This is a genomic window from Vibrio sp. B1REV9, from assembly GCF_905175395.2.
Lineage (GTDB): Bacteria > Pseudomonadota > Gammaproteobacteria > Enterobacterales > Vibrionaceae > Vibrio > Vibrio alfacsensis.
In genome coordinates this window covers 176,726-199,723 of sequence record NZ_HG992745.1, presented here as the reverse complement: position 1 = coordinate 199,723, position 22,998 = coordinate 176,726, and the positions used below count along the sequence as shown (strand labels likewise).

The window sequence follows — 22,998 nt, the reverse complement described above, 5'->3', positions numbered from 1 at the left end:
CCCTCTCTTTCATCCCACCTGAGGATATTTCCCCGTGAGCAAACAAACTTTTGACCAAGTAGGGCTTAATCCAGCGCTACTAGAGACGCTTGAATCATTGAACTACACCCATATGACGCCAATTCAAGCGTTGAGCTTACCTGCGATTTTGAATCAGCGTGACGTGATTGGTCAGGGTAAAACTGGCTCAGGTAAAACAGCTGCGTTTGGCTTAGGCGTATTGTCTAACTTGAACGTAAAACGCTTTCGCGTGCAATCTTTAGTGCTTTGCCCAACCCGCGAGTTGGCAGATCAGGTGGCGAAAGAGATCCGCACGCTAGGTCGTGGTATTCACAATATTAAAGTACTGACACTGTGTGGCGGTATGCCAATGGGTCCACAAATCGGTTCATTAGAACATGGCGCTCATATTCTGGTCGGTACACCGGGTCGTATTCTTGATCACCTAGAGAAAGGTCGTATTAATCTAGAAGAGCTTAATACGCTCGTGTTGGATGAAGCAGACCGTATGTTGGAGATGGGCTTTCAAGATGCGTTAGATGCGGTTATTGATGCCGCGCCGAAACAGCGTCAAACTCTGCTATTTAGTGCCACTTTCCCTGAAAAGATTGAACAAATTGCTCAACGTATTATGCAATCACCTGAGATGATCAAAGTGGAATCCACCCACGACACATCCAGTATTGCTCAATACTTTTACAAAGTTGATGGCTCAGAAGCGCGTGACGAAGCGTTAGCAAATCTGTTGTTAACGCATCAGCCTGAATCCGCTGTGGTGTTCTGTAATACGAAGAAAGAAGTTCAAAACGTAGCGGATGAATTACACCATAAAGGGTTCAGCGTGATTGATATTCACGGTGATCTTGAGCAGCGTGAACGCGATCAAGCTTTAGTGCAGTTTGCCAACAAGAGCGTTTCGATCCTAGTGGCAACGGATGTTGCTGCGCGTGGTTTGGACGTGGATAACCTTGATGCAGTATTTAACTTCGAGCTTTCTCGCGATCCTGAAGTGCATGTGCATCGTATTGGTCGTACTGGTCGTGCAGGCAGCAAAGGTTTAGCGTTCAGTTTCTTTGGAGAGAAAGATGGATTACGTGTCGCCCGCATCGAAGAATACTTAGATATGGACGTCATGCCAGCAACCTTACCTGCAAAGTCGAACCAGCAACCTTACCAATCAAAGATGGTGACGATTCAGATCGATGGCGGGAAAAAGCAAAAAGTGCGTCCTGGCGATATTCTTGGCTGTCTAACGGGCAAAGATGGTATTCCTGGTTCTCAAGTTGGCAAGATTCATTTGTTCCCAATGCGAGCTTATGTTGCAGTGGATAAGGCAGTTGCAAAGAAAGCTCTGCAGACTATCAGTAACGGTAAGATGAAAGGCCGTCAATTCAGAGCTCGAATTTTGAAATAATCAGGACTCTCTAAAAACAAAGGCGCTCGATATTGAGCGCCTTTGTTTTTTATTTCATCTAACACTGCATATTGAACTCAATTAACGCTATTCAATCTATTATTTAAGCGCGATTTAATGCGGCTTAAGCTGATGGGAGTAATACCTAAGTAAGCGGCAATTTGATTATCTGTAATACGTTGCTCTAAATCTGGATAGTGTTGGCAAAATAATTGGTAGCGTTCTTCTGGCGAGTAGAGCAGCATAAAGCGTTCTTTATTTTCCTTATGCATCAACTGCGCTTCCAGTAGCTTGATGTAAATTGGGTGTTTTTCTTGACGCCATCGATGCAGTACATGAATGGGTAAGCAGTAAAGATTACAAGGCGTTAGGGTCTCCAATAAATAAGGAGCTGGCCCATTTTTTATGAGACTTTCAAAACCAATTACCCAGTCTTTTTCCCAGTAGAACTCTTTACTGAACTCTTTGCCTTTGTCTGTCAGGTAACTGGCATGGCACACCCCCTCTAATACAAAGTAAATATGTGAACTGAACTCACCTTGATGGTTGAGAATATGGCGCGTTGGCAATTCGAGTTGTTGTCCATGTTCAATAAGTTGTTTCGCTTCGCTTTCAAGGAAGCGTGATTGATTAAATCGGAATAAAGATCGGCGTGCATGTGGTCAACTCAGGTAACGGTTTTCGCTATTGTAACGTGTATCGGCAACAAAAAAACGGCTCATCAGAGCCGCTTAGTACCGTTACAAAATGAACATTACTTGTTCAGTTCTATTTGGTAAATCGCAAAACCGATATCATCGGTAGCGACGCGTTTCATCGGGTATTGACCTTTTTCTTTGATGAACTGCGCGGCTTTGTCACTTGGTGATGTCTCAAAACGAACATCTAGCTTGTTGTCTGACTTGATTGGAGCAAATGACCAGTTGTTATCGGCGCTTGGTGTCACTTCCCCTTTCTCTTCGCTAATACGAGAAATGTACGCGGCCACGACAGAGCGGTTTTCATCTGGAGAATCAAATGCGATGAAGTCTGGGCCAGTGCCTGGGAATGTGTTGCTGTATGCACGGTAGTTGTTGGTCGCAATAATGAAATCTTGCTTTGGATCGATCGGCTTACCATTGAATGTTAAATTCACAATACGCTGTGAGTCTGGGTTGATTACTTTACAATCCGCATCGTATTTTGGTGGTTGAGTAACGTCGATTTGGTAGTTAACACCATCAATCACATCAAAGTTGTAAGTACGGAAACTGTCCCAATTAATCAAAGACTGAGGTTTCGTACTATTGACGTCGATATGGTTGAATTGACCGGCACTGCATTCTAGCCATTCGTGTACTTCTTTACCTTTTACTTTCATCGCAACTAATGTGTTTGGATAGAGGTAAAGATCTGCGGCATTACGGAAAGTAAGTTGACCAGACTCGACTTCAGTGAAGCCCGATGGATCATCTTTTCGACCGCCGACTTTAAATGGGGCTGCTGCACTTAATACCGGAATATCGGCTAGATCTGGGTCGCCTTGAATAAAGCGTTCCACATAATCTTTCTGAGCTAGGTTAACGATTTGAATGGTTGGATCATCTTGTACTAGCGCGAGGAAGCTGTACATCACGTCATTCGCTTGACCAATAGGTTGGTTCACGAATTCACGTGTGCCTTTATGGTCATCTTCTAACGCTTTTACAATGCCTTTGTCCGCTTCTGCAAGTGACTTCTTGTTTACATTATCAAAAATAGGGCGAGCGTCGGCTTGGCCATCGGTCACTTGCCACTTGCCGTCTTTCTCTTCAAGTAATAAATCCATCACACCGACATGACTGCCCCAACGACCTGGCATCACGGCCGTCACGCCATTGATGGTCCCTTTCTCATTGTCAACGCCTTGCAGGTTGTCAAAGCCTTTTCCTGGGAACACAGCATGCGAGTGACCAAATGCAATCGCATCAATCCCCTCGACTTTTGTGAGGTAGTAAACCGAATTCTCTGCCCCCAGTTTGTATGGGTCAGTCGATACGCCAGAGTGAGGGATCGCAACGATAACGTCAGCGCCTTCTTTTTTCATTTGAGGGATCAGCGTTTTTGCCGTTTCCGTAATGTCTTTGGCAAAGACTTTACCCTCTAGGTTATTCTTATCCCACACCATGATTTGTGGTGGAACAAAACCAATGTAACCGACTTTGATTTCGTGGTCTTGGCCATCGGTATCTTTAAATGTATGTGTTTTGATGAGGTAAGGTTTGAAATAGTGTTCGCCTGTTTTTTTGTCGAATACGTTCGCACTGATGTAAGGAAAATTGGCACCATCAATGCTCTTTTTCAAGAAATCTAGCCCATAGTTAAACTCGTGGTTACCAATGTTACCAACATCATAACCAAGTTGATTCATGGCTTTATAAACTGGGTGGGTTTCACCGGCTATAATTCCTTTCGCAGCCATGTAATCACCCATAGGGCTACCTTGGATCAAGTCACCATTATCGACAAGTACGCTGTTTTCTACTTCTTCCCGCGCTTGCTTAACTAAGGTTGCGGCACGGCTTAAGCCAATTTGCTTTGATGGTTGATCTTTGTAGTAGTCGTAGTCCATCACATTTGTGTGAATATCAGTCGTTTCGATAATGCGCAGCTTGATGGTGTCTGCCATGGCAGGACCAGCCAGAGTCAACATACCAGTCAAAACTGCAACGGATACGGGATTAACTGCTATTTTCATTAGATGCTCCAAGTTTGCTAAGAAAGGAATTTGCATAGATTAATTTAGCAAATGTTGCTGTAACTCTATTCTTACCATTCATTAATCTGTGATAACCATCCAATTAGTGCAGGATTTAACAAGGTTTATGCTGCTTGAACTCCTAAACACTGGCGTATGAGTAGAGGAAAAAGAGGGCGAACACCGCTTCCTTAGCAGTTTTTTGAATAAAAAATGAAATTTTAGAATTTCCGGTAATATAAGCACGCCGCCATAATGCTAGCTAAACGATATCAATGGATGATGGACGTGAACATGGCAGTAGATAATTCAGTGACAACTTTACCTCGTCAAAAGCCTCGGCTTGTCGCGAGTAATCAAGCAAGTGATGCTCCCCGTTTTCGTCGTCAATCACTTAAGCCCGGAGAGGTTGCCCTTGTTGGTGCCGGTCCTGGCGATCCAGAGTTGCTTACGATTAAAGCGCTAAATTATCTACAGCAGGCAGACGTTGTGCTTTATGACTACCTTGTTTCAGACGAGATCATGGCCTTGATCCCAAGCGATACCATTTTGGTGTGTGTAGGAAAGCGAGCGGGTCATCACAGCGTGCCGCAAGAAAAAACCAATCAGTTATTGGTCGACTTTGCAAAGCAAGGACATCGGGTTGTTCGCATTAAAGGTGGAGACCCATTTGTGTTTGGGCGAGGAGGAGAAGAACTCGAAGTCTTAGCGGATTCTGGCATTCGTTTTCAAGTGGTGCCAGGCATCACCGCTGCAGCCGGTGCGACGGCTTACGCAGGGATTCCCCTTACTCATCGTGACTACGCGCAATCGGCACTATTTGTTACCGGTCACTTGAAAGAAGACTGTGATGACATGGATTGGTCTACGCTGGCTCGAGGCAACCAAACTCTGGTTATTTATATGGGGCTGATGAAATCCCAATACATTCAGCAGCAGCTTATCCAATATGGACGCGCATCTACTACGCCAATTGCGATCATCGAACGTGGCACGCAAATTCAGCAAAAAGTGTTTAGTGGAACCTTGTCTCAATTGTCTGAATTGTCAAAACAAGCTCAAGCGCCCTCTTTAATTGTGGTCGGAGAGGTAGTGCGTCTATCTCAAAAACTAGACTGGTTTTTGCCTGATACTGAAAGTAAGCAAAGTGCCCTAGTTAATAGTTAATAGTTAATAGTTAATAGTTAATAGCTAACAGTTAATCGCTCATCGTGACTAGCTAAGAGCCAATCGCTAGTCGCCAATGACCAAATAGCCACAACATTCATAACTTCATGGGCAGGTAAGCCCAAAAGGAAAGAAAGACATGGACCAACAACGTTTAACTCATCTTCAGCAGCTCGAGGCGGAAAGTATCCATATTATTCGCGAAGTGGCAGCTGAGTTTGATAACCCAGTTATGATGTATTCAATCGGTAAAGACTCCTCCGTCATGTTGCATCTTGCTCGTAAAGCGTTTTATCCGGGCAAAATCCCATTCCCTCTGTTGCATGTTGATACGGATTGGAAGTTTCGCGAGATGATCGAGTTTCGGGATCGTACCGCAGAAAAATACGGTTTTGAGCTTTTGGTTCATAAGAACCCAGAAGGTCTAGCAATGGGATGTAGCCCTTTCGTTCATGGGTCTTCGAAGCATACGGATATCATGAAAACCCAAGGGTTGAAGCAAGCATTAAACAAGTATGGTTTTGATGCGGCATTTGGCGGCGCTCGTCGAGATGAAGAAAAATCTCGTGCAAAAGAACGCGTGTATTCATTCCGCGATAAAAATCATACATGGGATCCTAAAAATCAACGTCCAGAACTTTGGAAAACCTACAACGGTCAGGTGAACAAAGGAGAAAGCATACGAGTCTTCCCACTTTCAAATTGGACGGAGCTGGATATCTGGCAGTACATCTACTTAGAGAATATCGAAATTGTCCCGCTTTACCTTGCGGACAAGCGTCCGGTCGTTGAGCGCGATGGCATGCTGATTATGGTCGATGATGACCGCATGAAGTTGGAGCCTGGCGAATTGATTGAACAAAAAAGCGTGCGCTTTAGAACGCTTGGCTGTTATCCATTAACGGGTGCGATTGAATCGGAAGCGAATACATTAACGGGCATCATTGAAGAAATGTTGGTAGCGACGTCTAGTGAACGTCAAGGTCGTGCGATCGACCACGATCAGTCAGGATCGATGGAGTTGAAAAAACGTCAAGGCTATTTCTAAAGGATCTAAGGAAAGAGAATGAACAGTGCAGTTGAAGCTCAATTAGCCGAGCTTGGTATCGAAGGCTATTTAACACAACACCAGTACAAGTCTTTGCTTCGATTTTTGACTTGTGGCTCGGTTGATGACGGCAAAAGTACGCTGATTGGACGTTTACTCCATGATTCCAAACAAATTTATGAAGATCAGTTGGCGGCTGTGCATTCGGACAGCCAACGGGTAGGCACCACGGGAGAAAAACCGGATTTAGCTTTGCTCGTTGATGGTTTGCAAGCTGAACGCGAGCAAGGCATCACCATTGATGTGGCTTATCGTTACTTCTCGACGCAGAAACGTAAGTTCATTATTGCCGATACGCCTGGGCATGAGCAGTACACTCGTAATATGGCGACAGGTGCGTCGACGTGTGATTTGGCCGTGATTCTTGTTGATGCGCGTAAAGGGGTATTGGATCAGACACGTCGTCATTCATTTATTTCTAATTTGCTGGGCTTAAAGCACTTTATTGTTGCGATCAACAAAATGGATTTAGTGGATTACTCACAACAACGTTTTGAGGAAATTCGTGATGAGTACTTACAGTTTTCAGAAAATCTAGCGGGCGAGACAGATATTCAAATCATTCCATTGTCCGCATTAGAGGGCGATAACGTGGTGGAAAAAGGCCAAAACCTAAGTTGGTTTGAAGGTCCATCGTTGCTTGATTTACTTGAGACGGTTGACGTGGACCAAGAGAAAGGTCAAGGCGATTTCCGCTTCCCAGTTCAGTACGTGAATCGTCCGAATCTCGATTTCCGTGGTTTCTCTGGAACGGTTTCATCAGGCTCAGTGAAAGTCGGAGATGCGATCAAAGCATTGCCATCCGGAAAAACATCAACCGTCGCACGTATCGTGACATTTGATGGTGATGTGCAGGAAGCGCAAGCAGGTTTAGCGGTGACGCTGACTTTGAATGATGAGATTGACATCAGCCGTGGTGATTTACTTGTATTGGAAAATGCGCAAGTGGAATCCACTAACCATTTATTAGCGGATGTTGTTTGGATGACAGAGCAACCTTTGCAACCTGGTCGTGATTATGACATCAAGATTGCAGGTAAGAAGACGGTTGGTCACGTAGAAGCGATTCGCCACCAATACGACATTAATAATCTTTCTACTCACGGTGCCGCTGAACTGCCTCTAAACGGGATAGGTTTGTGCGAGTGGTCATTAACTGAGTCTGTTGCGTTAGATAACTATCAAGCGTGTGCGGATACCGGTGGTTTTATCATCATTGATCGTCTAACTAATGTCACCGTTGGTGCGGGCATGGTGAAAGAAAGTTTGGCTGCTGTTGAGCGTGGTCTTACAGATATTTCTGCTTTCGAATTAGAACTTAATGCCCTTGTACGTAAGCATTTTCCTCATTGGGAAGCAAAAGATCTTAACCAATTATTGAAGAAATAAGCATGAGATAACGCGTCACTAATTGTGAATGGCTGTGGGATAGTTTCTGAACCCAGAATACTTAGGAAGCCCAAGATACCAAGTATTCTGGTGTTCATTCTCACTCATAGGTTTCTTTACACAAGTGGGCTTTTCACCAATACGATTGGATTTGATTGCTAAGGATAGGCTATGTGGGAACAAGGATTTGTATTAGCGATTTTGCTTGGCATTATTACTTGTTTGCTTGTTACCAAGCTCAAGCCCAGTTATGTGTTTGCAGGGGCTGCGTTTATCGCGTTTATGGCGGGATTAATTGAGCTCAATACGATCGCAACAAATTTTACTAACGCTTCTCTATTGACCTTGGTCTTACTCATCTTAGCGTCCAGCGCGCTAGAAAAGACGTTGCTCATCAGCTGGGTAAGCCGCAGCCTTTCTGAGGGGAATCTTGGCAGTGTTATTGCTAAATTGGGCTTTTCTACCGCGCTGCTGTCTTCATTTACGAATAATACTGCGGTTGTCGTGTCTTTGATTGGGGCAATTAAACGAAATCAGCAACATGCACCATCCAAGCTTCTAATTCCTCTTTCATACGCCGCCATCTTTGGTGGCACTCTGACTCTGATAGGCACGTCGACGAACTTAATCATTAATAGCTTTGTTGAAGATGCTGGCTTGCCAAGTCTGACTTTTTTTACACCTACCATGATCGGACTTGCTGTATTGGTCGGGGGCATACTGATTTTAGTGCCGTTGAGTTACCTGCTGCCAAACTATGATGACCAGAGTCAAGAAGAGCTACCATACTTCTTAGAAGCGAGGGTAGAGCCAGGATCACCGTTGGTTGGACGTACGGTGAGTGAGAATAACCTCCGTGCGCTGCGCAAGTTATTCTTAGCGGAAGTGATTCGAGATGGCGTAACCGAACCATCGGTCGGCCCCGATTTTATATTGAAAGCGAAAGATCGTTTGCTCTTCTGTGGGGATGTAGAAAGTGTGGCGACATTGCAAGAGATCTCCGGTCTGACCTTATTTGGTCATCAGCATCTCAATGGGCAAAACTTCCTTGAGGTCGTCGTCAGCTCTTCTGCGAGCTTTTGTCATCGAACGCTGAAAGAAAGTCGATTTCGAGATCGATTTGATGCCGTTGTTGTTGCTATTCGTCGTGGGCATGAACGCTTGGAGGGAGGGCTTGGAAACATCACCTTAGCGGCGGGAGATACGCTGATTCTCGTTCCAGGAAAGCGATTTGAAGCGGAAAGGCGAATGCATCGGAAAGAGTTCGTCGTGGTTCACGATTTGGACTCAAGTGCTCGTTTAGATGCCAACAAATCGGCACTGGTTTTGGTTGGCTTTGCGTCTGTGATTGGTTGTACATTATTGGATATCTTTCCCCTTATTAAAGGGTTACTCGCGTACATCATCGCTTTGTTGGCATTTGGTATTGTACAGATCTCAGAACTTCGTAGGCGTTTTCCTATTGATATTGTGGTGATTGTTGGTTCAGCGCTGTCTATTGCACAGTTGATGCTTTCTTCTGGGCTATCGTTAAAAATGGGTGATATGTTTATTGAGGCTTTTAACGGTTGGGGGGTCTTTGGTGCACTGATTGCGACTTACATTATGACGTTGGTGCTCACGGAATTGGTGACCAATAATGCTGCCGCCGCTCTCGCTTTTCCAATTGGCTATAGCATGGCTGTGGGCTACGGTGTTGACCCTATGCCTTTTATTATGGCCGTACTGTTTGGGGCGAGTGCGAGCTTTATTTCTCCTTACGGTTATCAGACTAACTTGCTGGTATACAGTGTTGGAAACTACAAACTGACCGACTATGTACGAATAGGAGTCCCTATCTCTATCGTCTATTCAGTATTAGTGTTGACACTGATCCCGGTCTTCTTTCCGTTTTAATAGGTTAATTTACAAGGATACGTTATGACTGCTGAAACACCGGTAAAAGATGAAAACATCGTATGGCATCAGCACTCGGTGGACAAACAGTTTCGTGCTAGGCTTAAGCAACAAAAGCCAGCCGTGTTGTGGTTTACTGGGTTATCTGGTGCGGGTAAATCAACAGTGGCAGGGGCATTAGAAAACCGCTTGGCCGATCTGGGTTATCACACTTATTTATTGGATGGCGACAACGTGCGTCATGGTTTGTGTAGTGATTTAGGTTTTTCTGAACAAGACCGCCGTGAGAACATCCGCCGTATTGGCGAGTTGGCTAAATTGATGGCCGATGCGGGTTTGATCGTTTTGTCGGCGTTTATCTCTCCTCATCGTGAAGAGCGTCAATTGGTGCGCGATCTACTGCCACAAGATGAGTTTATTGAAGTCTATGTCAATGCATCGCTAGAGGTGTGTGAAAAGCGCGATCCTAAAGGTTTGTACAAAAAAGCCCGCGCCGGTGAAATTCCGAATTTCACTGGTATTGATTCAGAATATCAAGCGCCAGTAAATCCAGAAATCGATTTGCCCGCTGGTGAGAAGAACGTCGAAGAGCTGGTGGCGTTGTGCTTAATCGAACTTAAGCAACGTGGTGTGATCCGATAAAAAGCATTTGGATCATGGGTGACCAAAAAGGCAATAAGCAGTTTAAAGAGCGTTTGGATCATAGGTAGCCAAACGCTCTTTTTTCTGTACTAAACGGTATGATTAACTGTGGTTTTGGCTTCGCTGTGGACCATAAACTTTTGATTTAAAATCGCTAATATTTGATCGTAGTATTGGCTATTAGGTTTGTTACCAAGCAGTTTACACAGTTCATTTCCTGTCGGGGTGAAGCGATAATACAACAACCTTACGCCTTTGGTGTTTACCTGTAGAGAGAGATTCTTGCCTTGGTAGGTCAGTATTAATGGTGTCTCTATTCCAATCTCCCCAGACTCCAGCTCTGTGCTATGCAAGAGCCCCAATTCAATCAAGACCAGCAAACTAGAATAAGGAAGCTGGAAGCTACCCATATTTAGATTGCTTGTCATATCTCGCTTTCCAAAGCTAAAAATACCGCCGTGTGCCTTGTATCCAATCAATAATTTCCGACTGTTATCACCACCAAAACTGCACGCGAGGGAAGCCGCGCGTTGTAGTGTTTGAGCCTCTTTAGGTGACATGTCTTTTAAGGCTTTTAGTGCTTTCATGGACGTGGAACCCGGGTTGGTGACTTCACGCTTCATGACTTGTGCCCAGAGCTTTTGCATTGAACTGTTGTGGATGTCCTGCGCCATGTCAAAAAAGCGATAGAGCCAATCTTGATCCGGTTCACCGGCGGTTTCATCACGACATGAACTGTGTGCGAGTTTGAGGATGTGCTCTAAGTTTTTTTGTCTTTGCTCTTGGCGTCTTTCTTCGCGCAGTTGTGCCCGTTCTAATGCTGATTTGGCAGGAGGATCTGATTGCAGTAGCGCATCGAGGCCATGGATCTGCGCGATACTTTGAACTCGACTGGCGCTATCTTTTATATAGCTTGCCTTTTTTTCATGATGCGATTTTTTCTGAGTGTTCGCTTCATGTTCAATGATAACAGGGGGCTTTGTCGCTTCTGCCATTTATATTCCTACCAAGAGATGAGGTCGTGCTTGCTTAAATTTACACGCTAACGGGATAACCGACTAGAGGCATGTGCTCAGATTTTGACACAAAAAAGAACTACACAAAATGATAACAACTTGTTAAAGTTGTTATCGTTTTATGCGGGTTGGCTTCAGGGTGCATTCCTGCTGAGTGTGGAGGTTAGTTGGATATAGAGGAGGGGTGATGAAATATACAGACACAAGTAAACTAAAAAAGCACCTGTCGATCGCGCTTCTTTTGATTGTATACGTAGGTGTGCTGGTTTACCTTTCACGCTATATTACATGAGGTGCATAATACCTAAAATGAAAGATAGCATAATTAGCACACCCTGCTGAGCGCTTGTTTGACAACTTAACAAGATGAGAAAGAAATCAAGGCGCCTAGAAGACGCCTCAATGGATGATGACATTACATGTCGTCATAAGCTTCAATGGCGGTTCCATCGATAAGGTAACCCGTTTCTGCTAGTTCATGGTTCATGGTATCGGTTTTTAATTTACCGATGACGTAAACCACATCCCATAGCTCTTGGATAGGGGCTCCTTTCGGAAATTTCACGTAAATAATTTGGTTTGGTGGTGGTGGTGGTACATGAATACACGCACCGAAATATGGCACCAATAAAAACTCTGTGATGGTATTCGCATCGCCCTCTAGTGGAATGACAAATCCCGGAATTTTTACCGTACTTCCGTTCAGCTCTGGTCGGACACTTCCTACTTTTGATTGTTGCGCAGCGTTGCCACTGTGATCGGTTTCAGGCATCCCCATGCTGTCGAACATGTTGCGTTCGGCTTCAGGGACAAGGTCTATCCAATCCAATGTTAAAGGCTCTTCATTTGCCAATACAGGTGTTGCGAACGATAGAAGCAACAAAACACGACATAATATCTTTTTGAACATTTTTAAATCCTTATCGTCATTCCATCGCTTAGTGATTGTCGGTATGCGCGAAACGCAGGAATGAAACCGATGATAATACCTGCACATTGTACGAAGCCCAGTAACATCCATTCATACGATGACAGCGACGTTAATGAAAGGTGTATACCATAGTGCTGTTGAATGAGAGGTTGCAATAGCGCAAGGATAGCGTATAAACCCGCAACCCCAACCAGAATGCCAGCCAGAGTGAGTAAACTGGCTTCGCTGATCAATAATGAGAACACGTGTCTTGGCCTTGCTCCCATCGCTCTCAAAATCGCCATTTCACGACGGCGCTCTTGCAGGCTAGTTAGTAGGCTACTTAACATACCTAACAGGCCAGCCACGACGACAAATCCAGATACTGCCATTAATGCTTGTTCTGCGACTGACATCATGCCCCATAATTCATGCAGAGCGACACCTGGCATGATGGCGCTGAGCGGCTCTTTCGGGTAGGTGTTGATTTGTCTTTGCAGAGCAAATGTCTGAATGCGTGATTTCAATCCAACCAGCATTGCGGTGATTTGTTTGGGTTGGAAGTCTCGTGCTGCTAAGGTTTTTGCATCGGGTGTTGGGCCTAATCGAGCACCACTTTCCCATCCTACATGAATAGCTTCTATGGCTTCTAACGATACGTGTACCGTTTTGTCGACTGGCGTACCTGTAGGCGCAAGGATCCCCACCACTTTAAATGGCAAGTTATCATGGCGACTGAAGCCCACATCGCTGATGCCGTGAGCGATGATGATCTCGCTATCGATTTCGTAGCCAAGCTGTTTCGCGACATCAGAACCAAGAACTGTTTCAAATAAGCCATTGAATTCTTTGCCTTGTGATAAGGTTAGTGACTGCTTACCTCCGTACTTATAATGCTCGAAATAACGCTGGTTAGTTCCCATGACGCGAAAGCCTTTATGAGAATCACCCAGTGAGATTGGAATTGCCCAATCGACAGCACGGTGATTGGCAAATTCTTGATAGCTTTTCCAATCGATGTTGTTGGTCGCATTGCCGATTCTAAATACCGAGTACAGCAACAGGTTCACTTGTCCTGAGCGTCCTCCGACAATTAAGTCTGTACCAGAAATGGTATTAGCGAAGCTATCTTTGGCTTGGGTTCGAATGCGTTCTACGCCCAAAAGCAGGACAACAGAAATCGCGACCGTCATGATGGTGAGGATCGCGGTTGCTTTGCGGTTCATCAGGCTTTTCCAAGCGAGCTTAACTACAGCACTCATGATGCGGCTCCTAGGGTTTGCGCTTGATTGATCTCAGGCAGGTTGAGCGTTCTGTCGAACAAAGATTCTAATGTTGGATCATGACTGACAAAAACCAACGTGGCATTGGCAAGCTTGGCTTGCTCCATTAATAGCTCAATAAATGCTTTGCGATTGTCGTGATCCAATGCAGACGTAGGTTCATCGGCAATGACCAATTCAGGTTGACCGATAAGCGCACGCGCAGCTGCAACGCGTTGTTGCTGGCCAATACTCAGCTCCGAAACAGGTTTATTGTGCAGTGCTTTTGGTAGATGTAAGCGTTCTAGTAGCGTGGTGGCTTGTTTTTCAAGTGATGCAGCATTGCTTGCAACACGATCACGGCGAACTCTACTGAATTGACATGGAATTAGGACGTTTTCAATCACATTGAGGTATGGCAGTAGATTGAATTGTTGGAAGATATAACCGATGTGGTCGGCACGAAATTTGTCTCTTTGGCTTGCTCGTAGGCTTGCCATATCGGTGTTTAGAACGGATATCGATCCTGACGTTAAGGTATTAATACCAGTCAGTAGAGCGAGTAGTGTCGACTTGCCACAGCCACTAGGGCCTTTGATAAAAACATGTTCACCTTGAGCAATGTGTAGCTGCGGGATATTGATGGTCGCGCTTTCTGAGCCTGGCCAGACAAATTGGGCATTTTTTAGCTCAACAACGTTTGACGTGTTTTCAGTCATGATAAATCACCAAAGCATGAGGGTGTGAGTAATGACTCACACCCAGCATACCCAAGCATCTTGTAGTTACTTGGGTATATAAGTTATTTAATTTCGATCTTCGTATTGTTTTTGTTTAGGCGAGTCGCAGACTGAGTCGTGTCAGTGAATAGATTGGTACTGATAGCCTCTGTTGCAGGGAATTGTTTGAACCATGTGGTATCAATGCTATTGAGCTCCGAAACAGAGTCGCAGTGGTAGCGATATTCTACCGTGAATTCACCATGACCACCGTGTTCGTGGTGCTCATGCTCATCGTGATCATGTTCGTCATGGTCATGGCCTTTGTGGTCATCGTGATCATGCTTGTCATGGTCATGGCCTTTATGCTCATCGTGATCATGTTTGTCATGGTCATGGCCTTTGTGGTTATCGTGATCATGTTCGTCATGATCATGACCTGCGTGCGAATCTTGACCTAGCGTATGAGATACATGCACGTCTTCAATCACACACTTTGCTTGTCGGTTGATAGCGAATAGTTGGTCAGCATCTTTTAATGTTGTGATCGCTTGTTTAAGCGCTTGCTCTTGCTGCGCATTTTCTGGTGCGTGTTCAAACCCAACGATGTCTGCACCTGGAGAAGTGATTTCGATCAGTAGGTCTTTACCGTCTTGAGCGATGTTAAGTTCAACGTGACCGTGCACGTGAGCTTCGTGTTGACGGTATTCTTCTGCGTTAGCGGTTGCTGCGAGTGATAGACCGATAACAAGAGCTAGAGCATGTTTAGTTGGCATGACTGATTTCCTAATTTTTTCTTAAATCATAGATGGTTAAACGTGATACGTGTAATTTGGTGTCGCGAGGGCACACTTAAATTACGGAGAATGATTAAGTCAAAACAGGCGGGGCTCGTGCTAAATATCTAACGCTCATGTGATGAGCGTATTTCTCAAAGGTTGCAACAATTGCGACGGGAATAAACGTGTTAGCCACAACATCCGGAAACACGTGGATGATACCGTGATGCGCAGAAGAGAATAATTGGCAATGGTGCTGGCTGTGATGTTCTGGAGCGAGATCGAACTGGTGAGCAAGCGTGGCAAAGTTCCAAGCGATCAGCAAGGCTACACTGAACACAATAAAAGTGTTGCGCCAATGACGAATGGTTGCTTGCCTGCGATAGGGCATTCTAAATCCAGAAAACATAACGAGTGTTATAATATAACAGCTATTATCATCAAAAGTTCAGTGTTTTGTCAGTTTAGAAGTAAATATGTATGTAAAAATAAGTGCTTAGTCCAACATGATTTTGAGATGTATGATTTTGAGATGTATGGCTCGTGATGAATGGCTTAGCTTTCATTCACTAATCGACGAGGCAATGATTTGATTGTTGGGTGAGGTTTGAGCAAAAAACGCTCCTCACGTTGAAGATGTAAGGAGCGTGCTAAGGTTAGATATTTTGTTTGATCAACCCAAGAACTTGATTGATCTCATCTTGAGAAAGCGGCCCCTCTTTAACAAATAGGATCTTGCCAGTTTTATCCTGCACGACGATTGCAGAACTCTCTTCTTGTAGTGCCCATGAGCTTGCAATTATACCGCTTTCATCTAACACCATAGATGACCAAGGGAATTCTTGTTTACTTTCTTGGGCGGAAGATTTAACGAATGAGCCAGTACCCCAGATTGAGTCGTCTTGGTTAATGATCGTGGTCGTTTGGTAAGCATCTTTTGGAAACTTTGCTTCTGTTAGTGCGGTCATGAGTGGTGCATTCATTGCTTTTGAGCTACTACGTCCAGCAATCGCATGAATGACGCGAACTTTTCCTAACATTTGATCTGTCGCCCAAGGTTGATAAGCAACACCTTCACCTTGAAGTACGATTTCACCATAGGCATCAACTTTTGCGCTAGGCACTGTTTCACCAAGTGTAAGGTTATTAGCAAGAGCGAAACCTGGAGCAACAGCAAGGAAAATAGAGAGGAGAGTCTTAGTTTTCATATTGTTATGTTCCCTATAAGTAGTGAGAGCTAGCAAGTATATACTTAGAGTGAATAAAAATGTAGAACCATAATTAACATTTTTTTAACGTACTAAGTTTAGTAATGTTGCCATACCGATAAAATTTGTTAAACTATACATGTCGCTTAAAGCGCATAAAGACTGCCATGGAATAGAGCAGTCAGTATTTTCTCAAAAGGATATTGAGGTGGTTATGCTTCGTGAGTTTGCAGTTTACCGTCCACGTCAAGTGGCACGTTTCGTTAAGACTTTATTCAAAGGTCAATTTACAATCGCAGGTGTAGGTGAGTTTCGTTTTGATAACGGAAAAGTACTGTTACCTGATGTCAAAAACCCTAAACAACTGTCTGTTTTTAGAGAAGTAAACCAAGCGATTTTGTCGCTTCCAGTATAATGTACATAATTATTTAAAGAGCGACCTTTGGTCGCTCTTTTTGATCGTGCTATTTTTGTGGTTTTATTGGATTTGCTCAGTCTTACAGGTTTGGTGGAAAGCAAACACCCGTGCCACCAATACCACAGTAGCCATTTGGGTTTTTCGCGAGATACTGCTGGTGGTAGGTTTCAGCAAAGTAGTAAGGCCCTGCAGGTTTAATTTCGGTCGTGATGGCCGCTCTTTGGTCTGTTTGCAATGCTTGTTGATAGCGTGCTTTTGATAGTTCGGCGATATCTTGTTGTTTTTGTGAGTAAGTATAAATCGCAGAACGATATTGTGTGCCTAGGTCGTTACCTTGACGCATTCCTTGGGTTGGGTCGTGTTTTTCCCAAAAGGCAGTCAACAGCTGATGTAATGATATGACGCGCTCATCAAACACGACTCGTACAACTTCGGTATGTCCAGTTTTTCCGCTACACACTTCTTCATAGGTTGGGTTTGGAGTATAGCCGCCCGCGTAGCCAACGGAAGTTGATACCACGCCATTCAATTGCCAAAACAGACGTTCTGCTCCCCAGAAACAGCCCATACCAAATAATATTTGGCTTTGATGCGCTTGAGGTTGAGCGCTCAAACTGGTTTGCTTCACAAAGTGCACATCATCAACGTGCATAATGGTTTCTCGTCCTGGCAGAGCATCTTCTATACTGATCATTGTCTGTTTGTTGAGCATGATATTTGTCCCTTACTGCATGTCTTAATTTTGCGAATAAATATACTTAGTTTGAATCTGATGTTGTGATGACATTGACCGTGTCAAAGTGAGTAATATTACAGACTTAGCCTTTAATTAGCGTTATTATTGTTTACGTTTATTTAACCTCATCCAGCCAAGAAAGCATGATAAGAAAAGCTATTCCGATAATTGCTAGCCTAATTGTCTTTTCTCAAAGCGCCTATGCCAATGTATCCTTAAAGGTGAAAGGCATTGATGGTGCATTGGAAGATAATGTCAGCGCTTACCTTTCCTCCATTCCTGAAGAAGACTATTCCACGTCTTTACGTTTTCAGGCTCGATTGGATCAAAGTATCACCGAAGCGCTCAATGCGCTCGGCTATTATCATGCGAAAATTTCATACTCTATTCCCAAAGATAATGATGAGTTGATCGTCAACGTCAATCCGGGGGAGCCAGTCCGTATAAAGGTCATGGATGTGGTGATCTCTGGAGAGGCAAAAGAAGATGAAGAGTTTATTCGCTTACTTGCCAAATCGCCTCTCAAAGTCGGTAGGGTGTTGAACCAAGGTGAATACGACACCCTTAAATCGAGTATTCGAAATCTGGCATTGCAGCGAGGTTATTTTAACGGAGACTATACGTTAAGCCGGCTAGAGGTGATTCCTGAACTCAATCAAGCCAATGTGCGCTTACACTACGAGAGTGGCATTCGCTATCACTTTGGATCGGTAGAAATAACAGGGAGCCAAATTTGGGAAGATCGCGTTGCCTCTTTGCGTCCGTTCAAAATTGGTCAGCCCTATCTTGTTTCAGAAGTGGGTGAATACAACCAAAACTTGTCTAATACGGATTGGTTTTCATCGGTATTTGTTGAGCCGGACTTGACCAAGCTTGATGATGGTCGAGATTTACCTATCAAAGTTTCATTAGCGCCAGCTGCAAAAAATCAGATTGAAACTGGTATTGGTTATTCTACGGATACCGGTGTCGTGGCACATTGAAGTGGAAGAAACCATGGGTAAGTGCTCGTGGTCACAGCTTTGATACCGCGCTTTCACTGTCTAAACCAGAGCAAACCATTACCGCGGGCTACAAAATCCCTCTCGATGACGTCTTGCATGAGTACTATCAATTGCAGTTTGGTTTAAAGCATTTGGATAACCGAGATACAGAAAGTTTGGAGTCGAATCTTGCGGTAGAACGCCATTGGCTCACCGATGGTGGTTGGCACAAGACACTTTATGTTCGACACCTGTATGAAAACTTCTCACAAGGTTTGCAAGATGACGGCGTGCAATTTGTATTGCCTGGCGCATCCTTTTCTCGCACTCGAACGCGTGGCGGGAATATGCCAATGTGGGGAGATAAACAAAGCGTCACGATCGAGTATGGTGATCCGGCCTTGTTGTCAGAAACTCGCGTCTTACGTTTGCTTGGACGAACCTCTTGGATTCGCGGTATTGGTGAAAATCATCGAGGACTGTTCCGTCTTGAGGGGGGGGCGAACATCACCGATGAGCTTGAAAAGCTATCACCATCTTTGCGTTTCTTCGCGGGTGGTGACAACAACATTCGAGGTTACGGTTACGAATCCATTTCCCCAACGGATGCCAGTGGTGCATTGACCGGTGCGAAATACATTCTAACCAGCACCTTAGAATATCAATATCGAGTTTACGGTAACTGGTGGGGAGCGGTATTTTACGATATCGGTGATGCCTTTAATAAAACACCAGAATGGAAATCGGGTACCGGTGTCGGCATTCGCTGGGCCTCCCCAGTTGGTCCTGTCAGTTTTGACTTCGCTTGGGGCTTGGATGCAGAGCCGAAGCCAGAATTTCGTATCCACTTCTCATTGGGGCCTGAACTATGATCAAAATGATGCTTAAGTGGAGCAAATGGTTCTCGCTAGGTCTACTGGGTCTATTGCTGTTAGTAACGATCTTTATTGCAACGGTTTTGTTTACTCACCCAGGCCTAAAATTGGCATTGTGGGGAGCAGAAAAAGCGCTACCTCAACTGAAAGTCGAATCCATTCAAGGTTCATTATTTCCTCGTTTTGAGCTGAAAGGGGTTAGCTTTGTCGATGAGTCTTTAAACATTGATGCCAACGTTAAACGTTTAGAGTTAGCGATTAACTTTCGTTGTTTGACCGATCCTAAAGTGTGTGTGGATGAGCTTGCATTGGAAGGCGTGAATTTCCAAATGCCAGAATTGCCACCATCGGATGCGCCCGTTGAAGAGACGCCGCCATTACGTTCGGTGAGCACGCCAGTACCTATTTTCATCAACAACGTCAGTTTCAACGACATTAAACTGAACATTTTGGGCAATCATATTGATTGGCAAACGTTTTCGACAGCGTTATCGATGCAAGGCGATCGCTTGGTGATTGCGCCTACGGCATTAAAAACGATAAATGTTGCGTTAGCACCGAGTGAAGATACGCCTGAAGCCGATACCGCTTCGAAATCCAAAGCAGAGTCAGAGCCAAAAGACATCGTATTACCTGAAGTCTGGATTCCATTAACCGTCGAGGCCAAACGCTTAGACATTCATGACTTTAAACTTGCGGGTGATACACCAGTCGTTGTTCATCACCTAGGTCTTGAAGCGAAAGCGGGGGGTGACCAGGTAGAGGTAAAAACACTTGAACTTGATATGCCAGAAGTGGAAGGGCAGTTAAGCACTCAAGTGACGCTCTCTGCGGACTATCCAATACAGGCTCAGATCGATGCTTTGATTAAGCAAGCGGACGTAAAAGGTCAAAAACTATCGTTGTCTGCTTCGGGATCGGTTGGGGATTTGTCTATTGAAGCAACGTTGTCGGATCTGGTGAAAGCGAAGATCGATGGCCAAGTTCAGCCGCTTAAAAGTGAGCTGCCATTTGATATCCATCTAAAAGAGGTAGCAGCTCAGTGGCCATTAAGTGGTAAAAGTGATTATCAAGTCGTAGTTCCGAATCTGACAGCCAAAGGCTCGCTCAATGGCTATGCGGTGAACTTAGAAACTAAGGCCTCGGGTAAAGATATGCCTGATGTTGACGTCAGGCTAAATGGTAAAGGCACGCTTGAGCAGATTGATTTAGACCGCTTGGTTGTAAAAACATTGGGTGGTGAGCTTTCAGGTAAGGTGATGGCAAATTGGGCTGCTCCAGTTAACTGGCAAGCGGATTTGAACCTGAAGAACATTCAGCCAGGGTTGCAATGGCAAGAAGCCGAGGGTGACATCAGTGGTAGCTTGTCGACATCGGGATCCCTCACTGAGCAAGGTGGGTGGCAAGTCAACCTGCCTAAACTGGATATTGACGGTATTTTGCGTGGCTACCCTCTGAACATAGAGGGACAGCTAGAGGCGTCGGATAAAAATGGTAAAGGCGAGGATCTCCAGCTTAACACTCAAGGGTTGGCGTTATCTCATGGCCCTAATAAATTGCGTGCGAAAGGAAAAATCGACAAACAGATCATGATGAATGTTGAGGTTAACTTCCCTGATTTTTCGAAAAGTGTGCCAGACCTTAGCGGTAAAATGAATGGTGCAGTGGCATTACGAGGAAGCTTAAAGCAGCCCGATATCAATGTCGATCTTGCGCTGAATCAACTCGATTGGCAGCAACAAGCGAAAGTGGAAAGCATTACCTTAAAAGGGGATGTGATGCCTTTGCCTGCGCCAAAAGCGGATGTCAGTTTGATCGCGACGAATATTGCTTATGATGACGTTGTGATTGATCGTGCCGATCTCGAACTTTCCGGAGATGAGAAGCTACATCAACTCACATTAGATGTGGTATCGGACATTGTTTCGAGCAGCCTTGAAATTGAGGGGACGTTTAAACAAAAACCAGAAATGATATGGGATGGTGCTTTGCGTCGTTTTACCTTAAGTACCCCTCAAGGCCCTTGGACATTGCAAAAATCGACATCCGTTAAAGTGAACATCGATAAGCAAATCGCGGATGTACAAGCGCATTGTTGGCTGCAAGCAAACTCTAAAGTGTGTTTAACCGAAAACATCAGTGTGGGTAAGAGTGGCGAAGCGAAACTCGCCATTACGAACTTTGACTTTGACCAAATACAGCAATTCTTACCTCAAGAAACAAAGCTACAAGGCTCGTTGAATGCTAATGCGTTTGCAAAATGGGCGCCAAACATCAAACCGGAAGTCACGTTAGATGTTGAATTGCCAAAAGGTCATGTAGAGCAAGCATTAGAACAGCCAATTAAGGTTGGTTGGGATAGCGTGAATCTACAAGCTAAACTTGCCGAAGATAAATTGAATGCGAAATGGCTTCTTGATGTGACCGACAACGGCGATCTCTCTGGCCAAGTTAAATTGAATGATGTGTCATCGGACAGCCCAACGATTGACGGTAAAGTGTTGCTATCGACGTTCAATTTAGACTTCCTCGCGCCGTTGATTGGTGAGTACAGCTTATTTAAAGCGAGTATGAATACGGATTTGACACTGTCTGGTGATGTGATGCATCCGAAAGTAAACGGTCAGTTCTTGATTGATCAGATGAAACTGCAAGGGGAAGTCACGCCGATTGATATCAACTCTGGCAAGGTGGCGATTAACTTTACTGGTCATCAAGCGAATTTAGATGCGGGCATTATAACGCCGGACGGTAAGCTTGAAATTAATGGTGATGCCGATTGGCGCGACCTTGAAAATTGGAATACAAAAGCACGCGTGTTTGCGAAAGAGCTTAAAGTGGATATGCCTCCAATGGTTCGTATCAAGGTGGAACCTGACATGACCATTGATGTGACGCCAAAATTGGCGAAAGTCACAGGCAATATCAACTTACCTTGGGGACGTATTTTCATTGATGAGTTGCCACCGAGTGCGGTGGGTGTGTCGCGAGATACGGTGATCTTAAATCAAGACATGCAACCGGTCGATGGCGAACCAGCATTGCCATTTAACGTTGAAACGGACATCAACATAAAGATTGGTGATGAGTTCCAGCTGTCAGCGTTTGGTTTAAAAGGTGAGCTGCAAGGTAACCTTAATGTAACGCAAAAAGACAAGGGACCATTTATTGTTGGTGAGGTGAACATCGTTGATGGCTCTTATCGCTCTTTTGGCCAAGACTTGGTGATTGAAGAGGGTAAGATCATGATGAATGGCCCTGCCGATCAGCCGTACCTGTCGATTAAAGCGATCCGTAACCCTGACAATACGCAAGATGATGTGACGGCAGGTGTACGTGTAACAGGCCCAGCAAGCGACCCAACGGTAGAAATTTTCTCAGATCCTGCCATGCCGCAAGCAAATGCACTATCTTATCTATTACGAGGTCAAGATATCGATGCGGAGTCGGGTGGCAATGCGATGACCACCACCTTGATTGGTTTGAGCCTTGCGAAGAGCGGTAAAGTGGTTGGTGAGATTGGTGAAGCCTTTGGAGTACAAGACTTGCAGTTAGATACTGCAGGCTCTGGTGATGACTCACAAGTAACGGTTAGTGGCTATATTCTTCCAGGCTTACAAGTGAAGTACGGTGTGGGGATCTTTAGCTCTCTGGGGGAATTTACCGTGCGTTATCGTTTAATGAAAGACTTGTATGTTGAAGCGGTGTCCGGCGTTGATAGTGCCGTAGACTTACTATATCAATTTGAGTTTGATTGAGC

The 22,998-nt window shown here is 44.7% G+C and carries 16 protein-coding genes and 3 pseudogenes; 9 read left to right on the top strand and 10 right to left on the bottom strand.

What is annotated here, in order from left to right; all coding sequences use genetic code 11:
• Positions 1-34 precede the first annotated feature (34 nt).
• Positions 35-1,414 (top strand): ATP-dependent RNA helicase DbpA, encoded by a 1,380-nt coding sequence (gene dbpA, locus KHN78_RS06280; protein WP_211915496.1) that lies wholly within the window; start codon positions 35-37, stop codon positions 1,412-1,414.
• 77 nt (positions 1,415-1,491) lie between these two features.
• Here the strand turns inward: dbpA and KHN78_RS06275 are convergent.
• Both KHN78_RS06275 and cpdB read right to left on the bottom strand, forming a co-directional pair.
• Positions 1,492-2,072: pseudogene (locus KHN78_RS06275) on the bottom strand (Crp/Fnr family transcriptional regulator).
• A gap of 96 nt (positions 2,073-2,168) precedes the next feature.
• Positions 2,169-4,130 carry a 2',3'-cyclic-nucleotide 2'-phosphodiesterase gene (gene cpdB / locus KHN78_RS06270; RefSeq protein WP_211915495.1) on the bottom strand — a complete coding sequence of 654 codons (1,962 nt, stop codon included), beginning with the start codon at positions 4,128-4,130 and terminating at the stop codon, positions 2,169-2,171.
• 294 nt (positions 4,131-4,424) lie between these two features.
• Between cpdB and cobA the strand changes: the two genes are divergently transcribed.
• The 5 genes and pseudogenes from cobA to cysC all read left to right on the top strand — a co-directional run bounded on the left by cobA (position 4,425) and on the right by cysC (position 10,332).
• On the top strand, positions 4,425-5,297 hold the full coding sequence (cobA, locus tag KHN78_RS06265) for a uroporphyrinogen-III C-methyltransferase (protein ID WP_211915494.1): 873 nt from the start codon (positions 4,425-4,427) through the stop codon (positions 5,295-5,297).
• 127 nt (positions 5,298-5,424) lie between these two features.
• A pseudogene (gene cysD, locus KHN78_RS06260) lies at positions 5,425-6,345 on the top strand (sulfate adenylyltransferase subunit CysD); the annotation flags it as partial.
• 18 nt (positions 6,346-6,363) lie between these two features.
• Entirely contained in the window at positions 6,364-7,794 is a 1,431-nt protein-coding gene (cysN, locus tag KHN78_RS06255; RefSeq protein ID WP_211915492.1) for a sulfate adenylyltransferase subunit CysN, read from the top strand.
• Between the two features lie 171 nt (positions 7,795-7,965).
• The gene (locus tag KHN78_RS06250; protein WP_211915491.1) at positions 7,966-9,690 is read left to right on the top strand and encodes an SLC13 family permease; all 1,725 of its coding nucleotides are present in this window, start codon (positions 7,966-7,968) and stop codon (positions 9,688-9,690) included.
• Between the two features lie 24 nt (positions 9,691-9,714).
• On the top strand, positions 9,715-10,332 hold the full coding sequence (gene cysC, locus KHN78_RS06245) for an adenylyl-sulfate kinase (protein WP_211915490.1): 618 nt from the start codon (positions 9,715-9,717) through the stop codon (positions 10,330-10,332).
• Between the two features lie 89 nt (positions 10,333-10,421).
• Here cysC and KHN78_RS06240 read toward each other — a convergent pair whose 3' ends face one another.
• From KHN78_RS06240 to KHN78_RS06210, 7 genes are all read right to left on the bottom strand, one after another.
• On the bottom strand, positions 10,422-11,327 hold the full coding sequence (locus KHN78_RS06240; RefSeq protein WP_211915489.1) for a TIGR03899 family protein: 906 nt from the start codon (positions 11,325-11,327) through the stop codon (positions 10,422-10,424).
• Between the two features lie 436 nt (positions 11,328-11,763).
• A complete protein-coding gene (locus KHN78_RS06235) occupies positions 11,764-12,258 on the bottom strand; it encodes a DUF3299 domain-containing protein (protein ID WP_211915488.1) in 495 nt (164 codons plus the stop codon).
• 2 nt (positions 12,259-12,260) lie between these two features.
• The gene (locus KHN78_RS06230; protein ID WP_211915487.1) at positions 12,261-13,520 is read right to left on the bottom strand and encodes an ABC transporter permease; all 1,260 of its coding nucleotides are present in this window, start codon (positions 13,518-13,520) and stop codon (positions 12,261-12,263) included.
• Positions 13,517-14,239 (bottom strand): ABC transporter ATP-binding protein, encoded by a 723-nt coding sequence (locus tag KHN78_RS06225; RefSeq protein WP_211915486.1) that lies wholly within the window; start codon positions 14,237-14,239, stop codon positions 13,517-13,519. The genes KHN78_RS06230 and KHN78_RS06225 overlap by 4 nt, the downstream gene beginning before the upstream one ends.
• A gap of 83 nt (positions 14,240-14,322) precedes the next feature.
• Complete coding sequence (gene zrgA / locus KHN78_RS06220) at positions 14,323-15,015, bottom strand: zinc uptake protein ZrgA (protein ID WP_211915485.1); 693 nt, start codon at positions 15,013-15,015, stop codon at positions 14,323-14,325.
• A gap of 94 nt (positions 15,016-15,109) precedes the next feature.
• Entirely contained in the window at positions 15,110-15,409 is a 300-nt protein-coding gene (locus KHN78_RS06215) for a DUF2607 family protein (protein WP_211915484.1), read from the bottom strand.
• Between the two features lie 265 nt (positions 15,410-15,674).
• A complete protein-coding gene (locus KHN78_RS06210; RefSeq protein ID WP_211915483.1) occupies positions 15,675-16,226 on the bottom strand; it encodes a YtfJ family protein in 552 nt (183 codons plus the stop codon).
• Between the two features lie 214 nt (positions 16,227-16,440).
• On the opposite strand from KHN78_RS06210, the gene KHN78_RS06205 reads away from it, so the two are divergent.
• Positions 16,441-16,641: a DUF1107 domain-containing protein gene (locus KHN78_RS06205; RefSeq protein WP_211915482.1), complete on the top strand. Its 201-nt coding sequence runs from the start codon at positions 16,441-16,443 to the stop codon at positions 16,639-16,641.
• Between the two features lie 82 nt (positions 16,642-16,723).
• Here KHN78_RS06205 and msrA read toward each other — a convergent pair whose 3' ends face one another.
• Positions 16,724-17,356, bottom strand: coding sequence for a peptide-methionine (S)-S-oxide reductase MsrA (gene msrA / locus KHN78_RS06200; protein ID WP_211915481.1), 633 nt, complete (start codon positions 17,354-17,356; stop codon positions 16,724-16,726).
• Positions 17,357-17,523: 167 nt separating this feature from the next.
• Between msrA and KHN78_RS06195 the strand changes: the two are divergent.
• A pseudogene (locus KHN78_RS06195) lies at positions 17,524-19,235 on the top strand (autotransporter assembly complex protein TamA).
• Positions 19,232-22,996 carry a translocation/assembly module TamB domain-containing protein gene (locus KHN78_RS06190; protein WP_211915480.1) on the top strand — a complete coding sequence of 1,255 codons (3,765 nt, stop codon included), beginning with the start codon at positions 19,232-19,234 and terminating at the stop codon, positions 22,994-22,996. Before KHN78_RS06195 ends, KHN78_RS06190 begins: the two are co-directional and overlap by 4 nt.
• Positions 22,997-22,998: the final 2 nt, after the last annotated feature.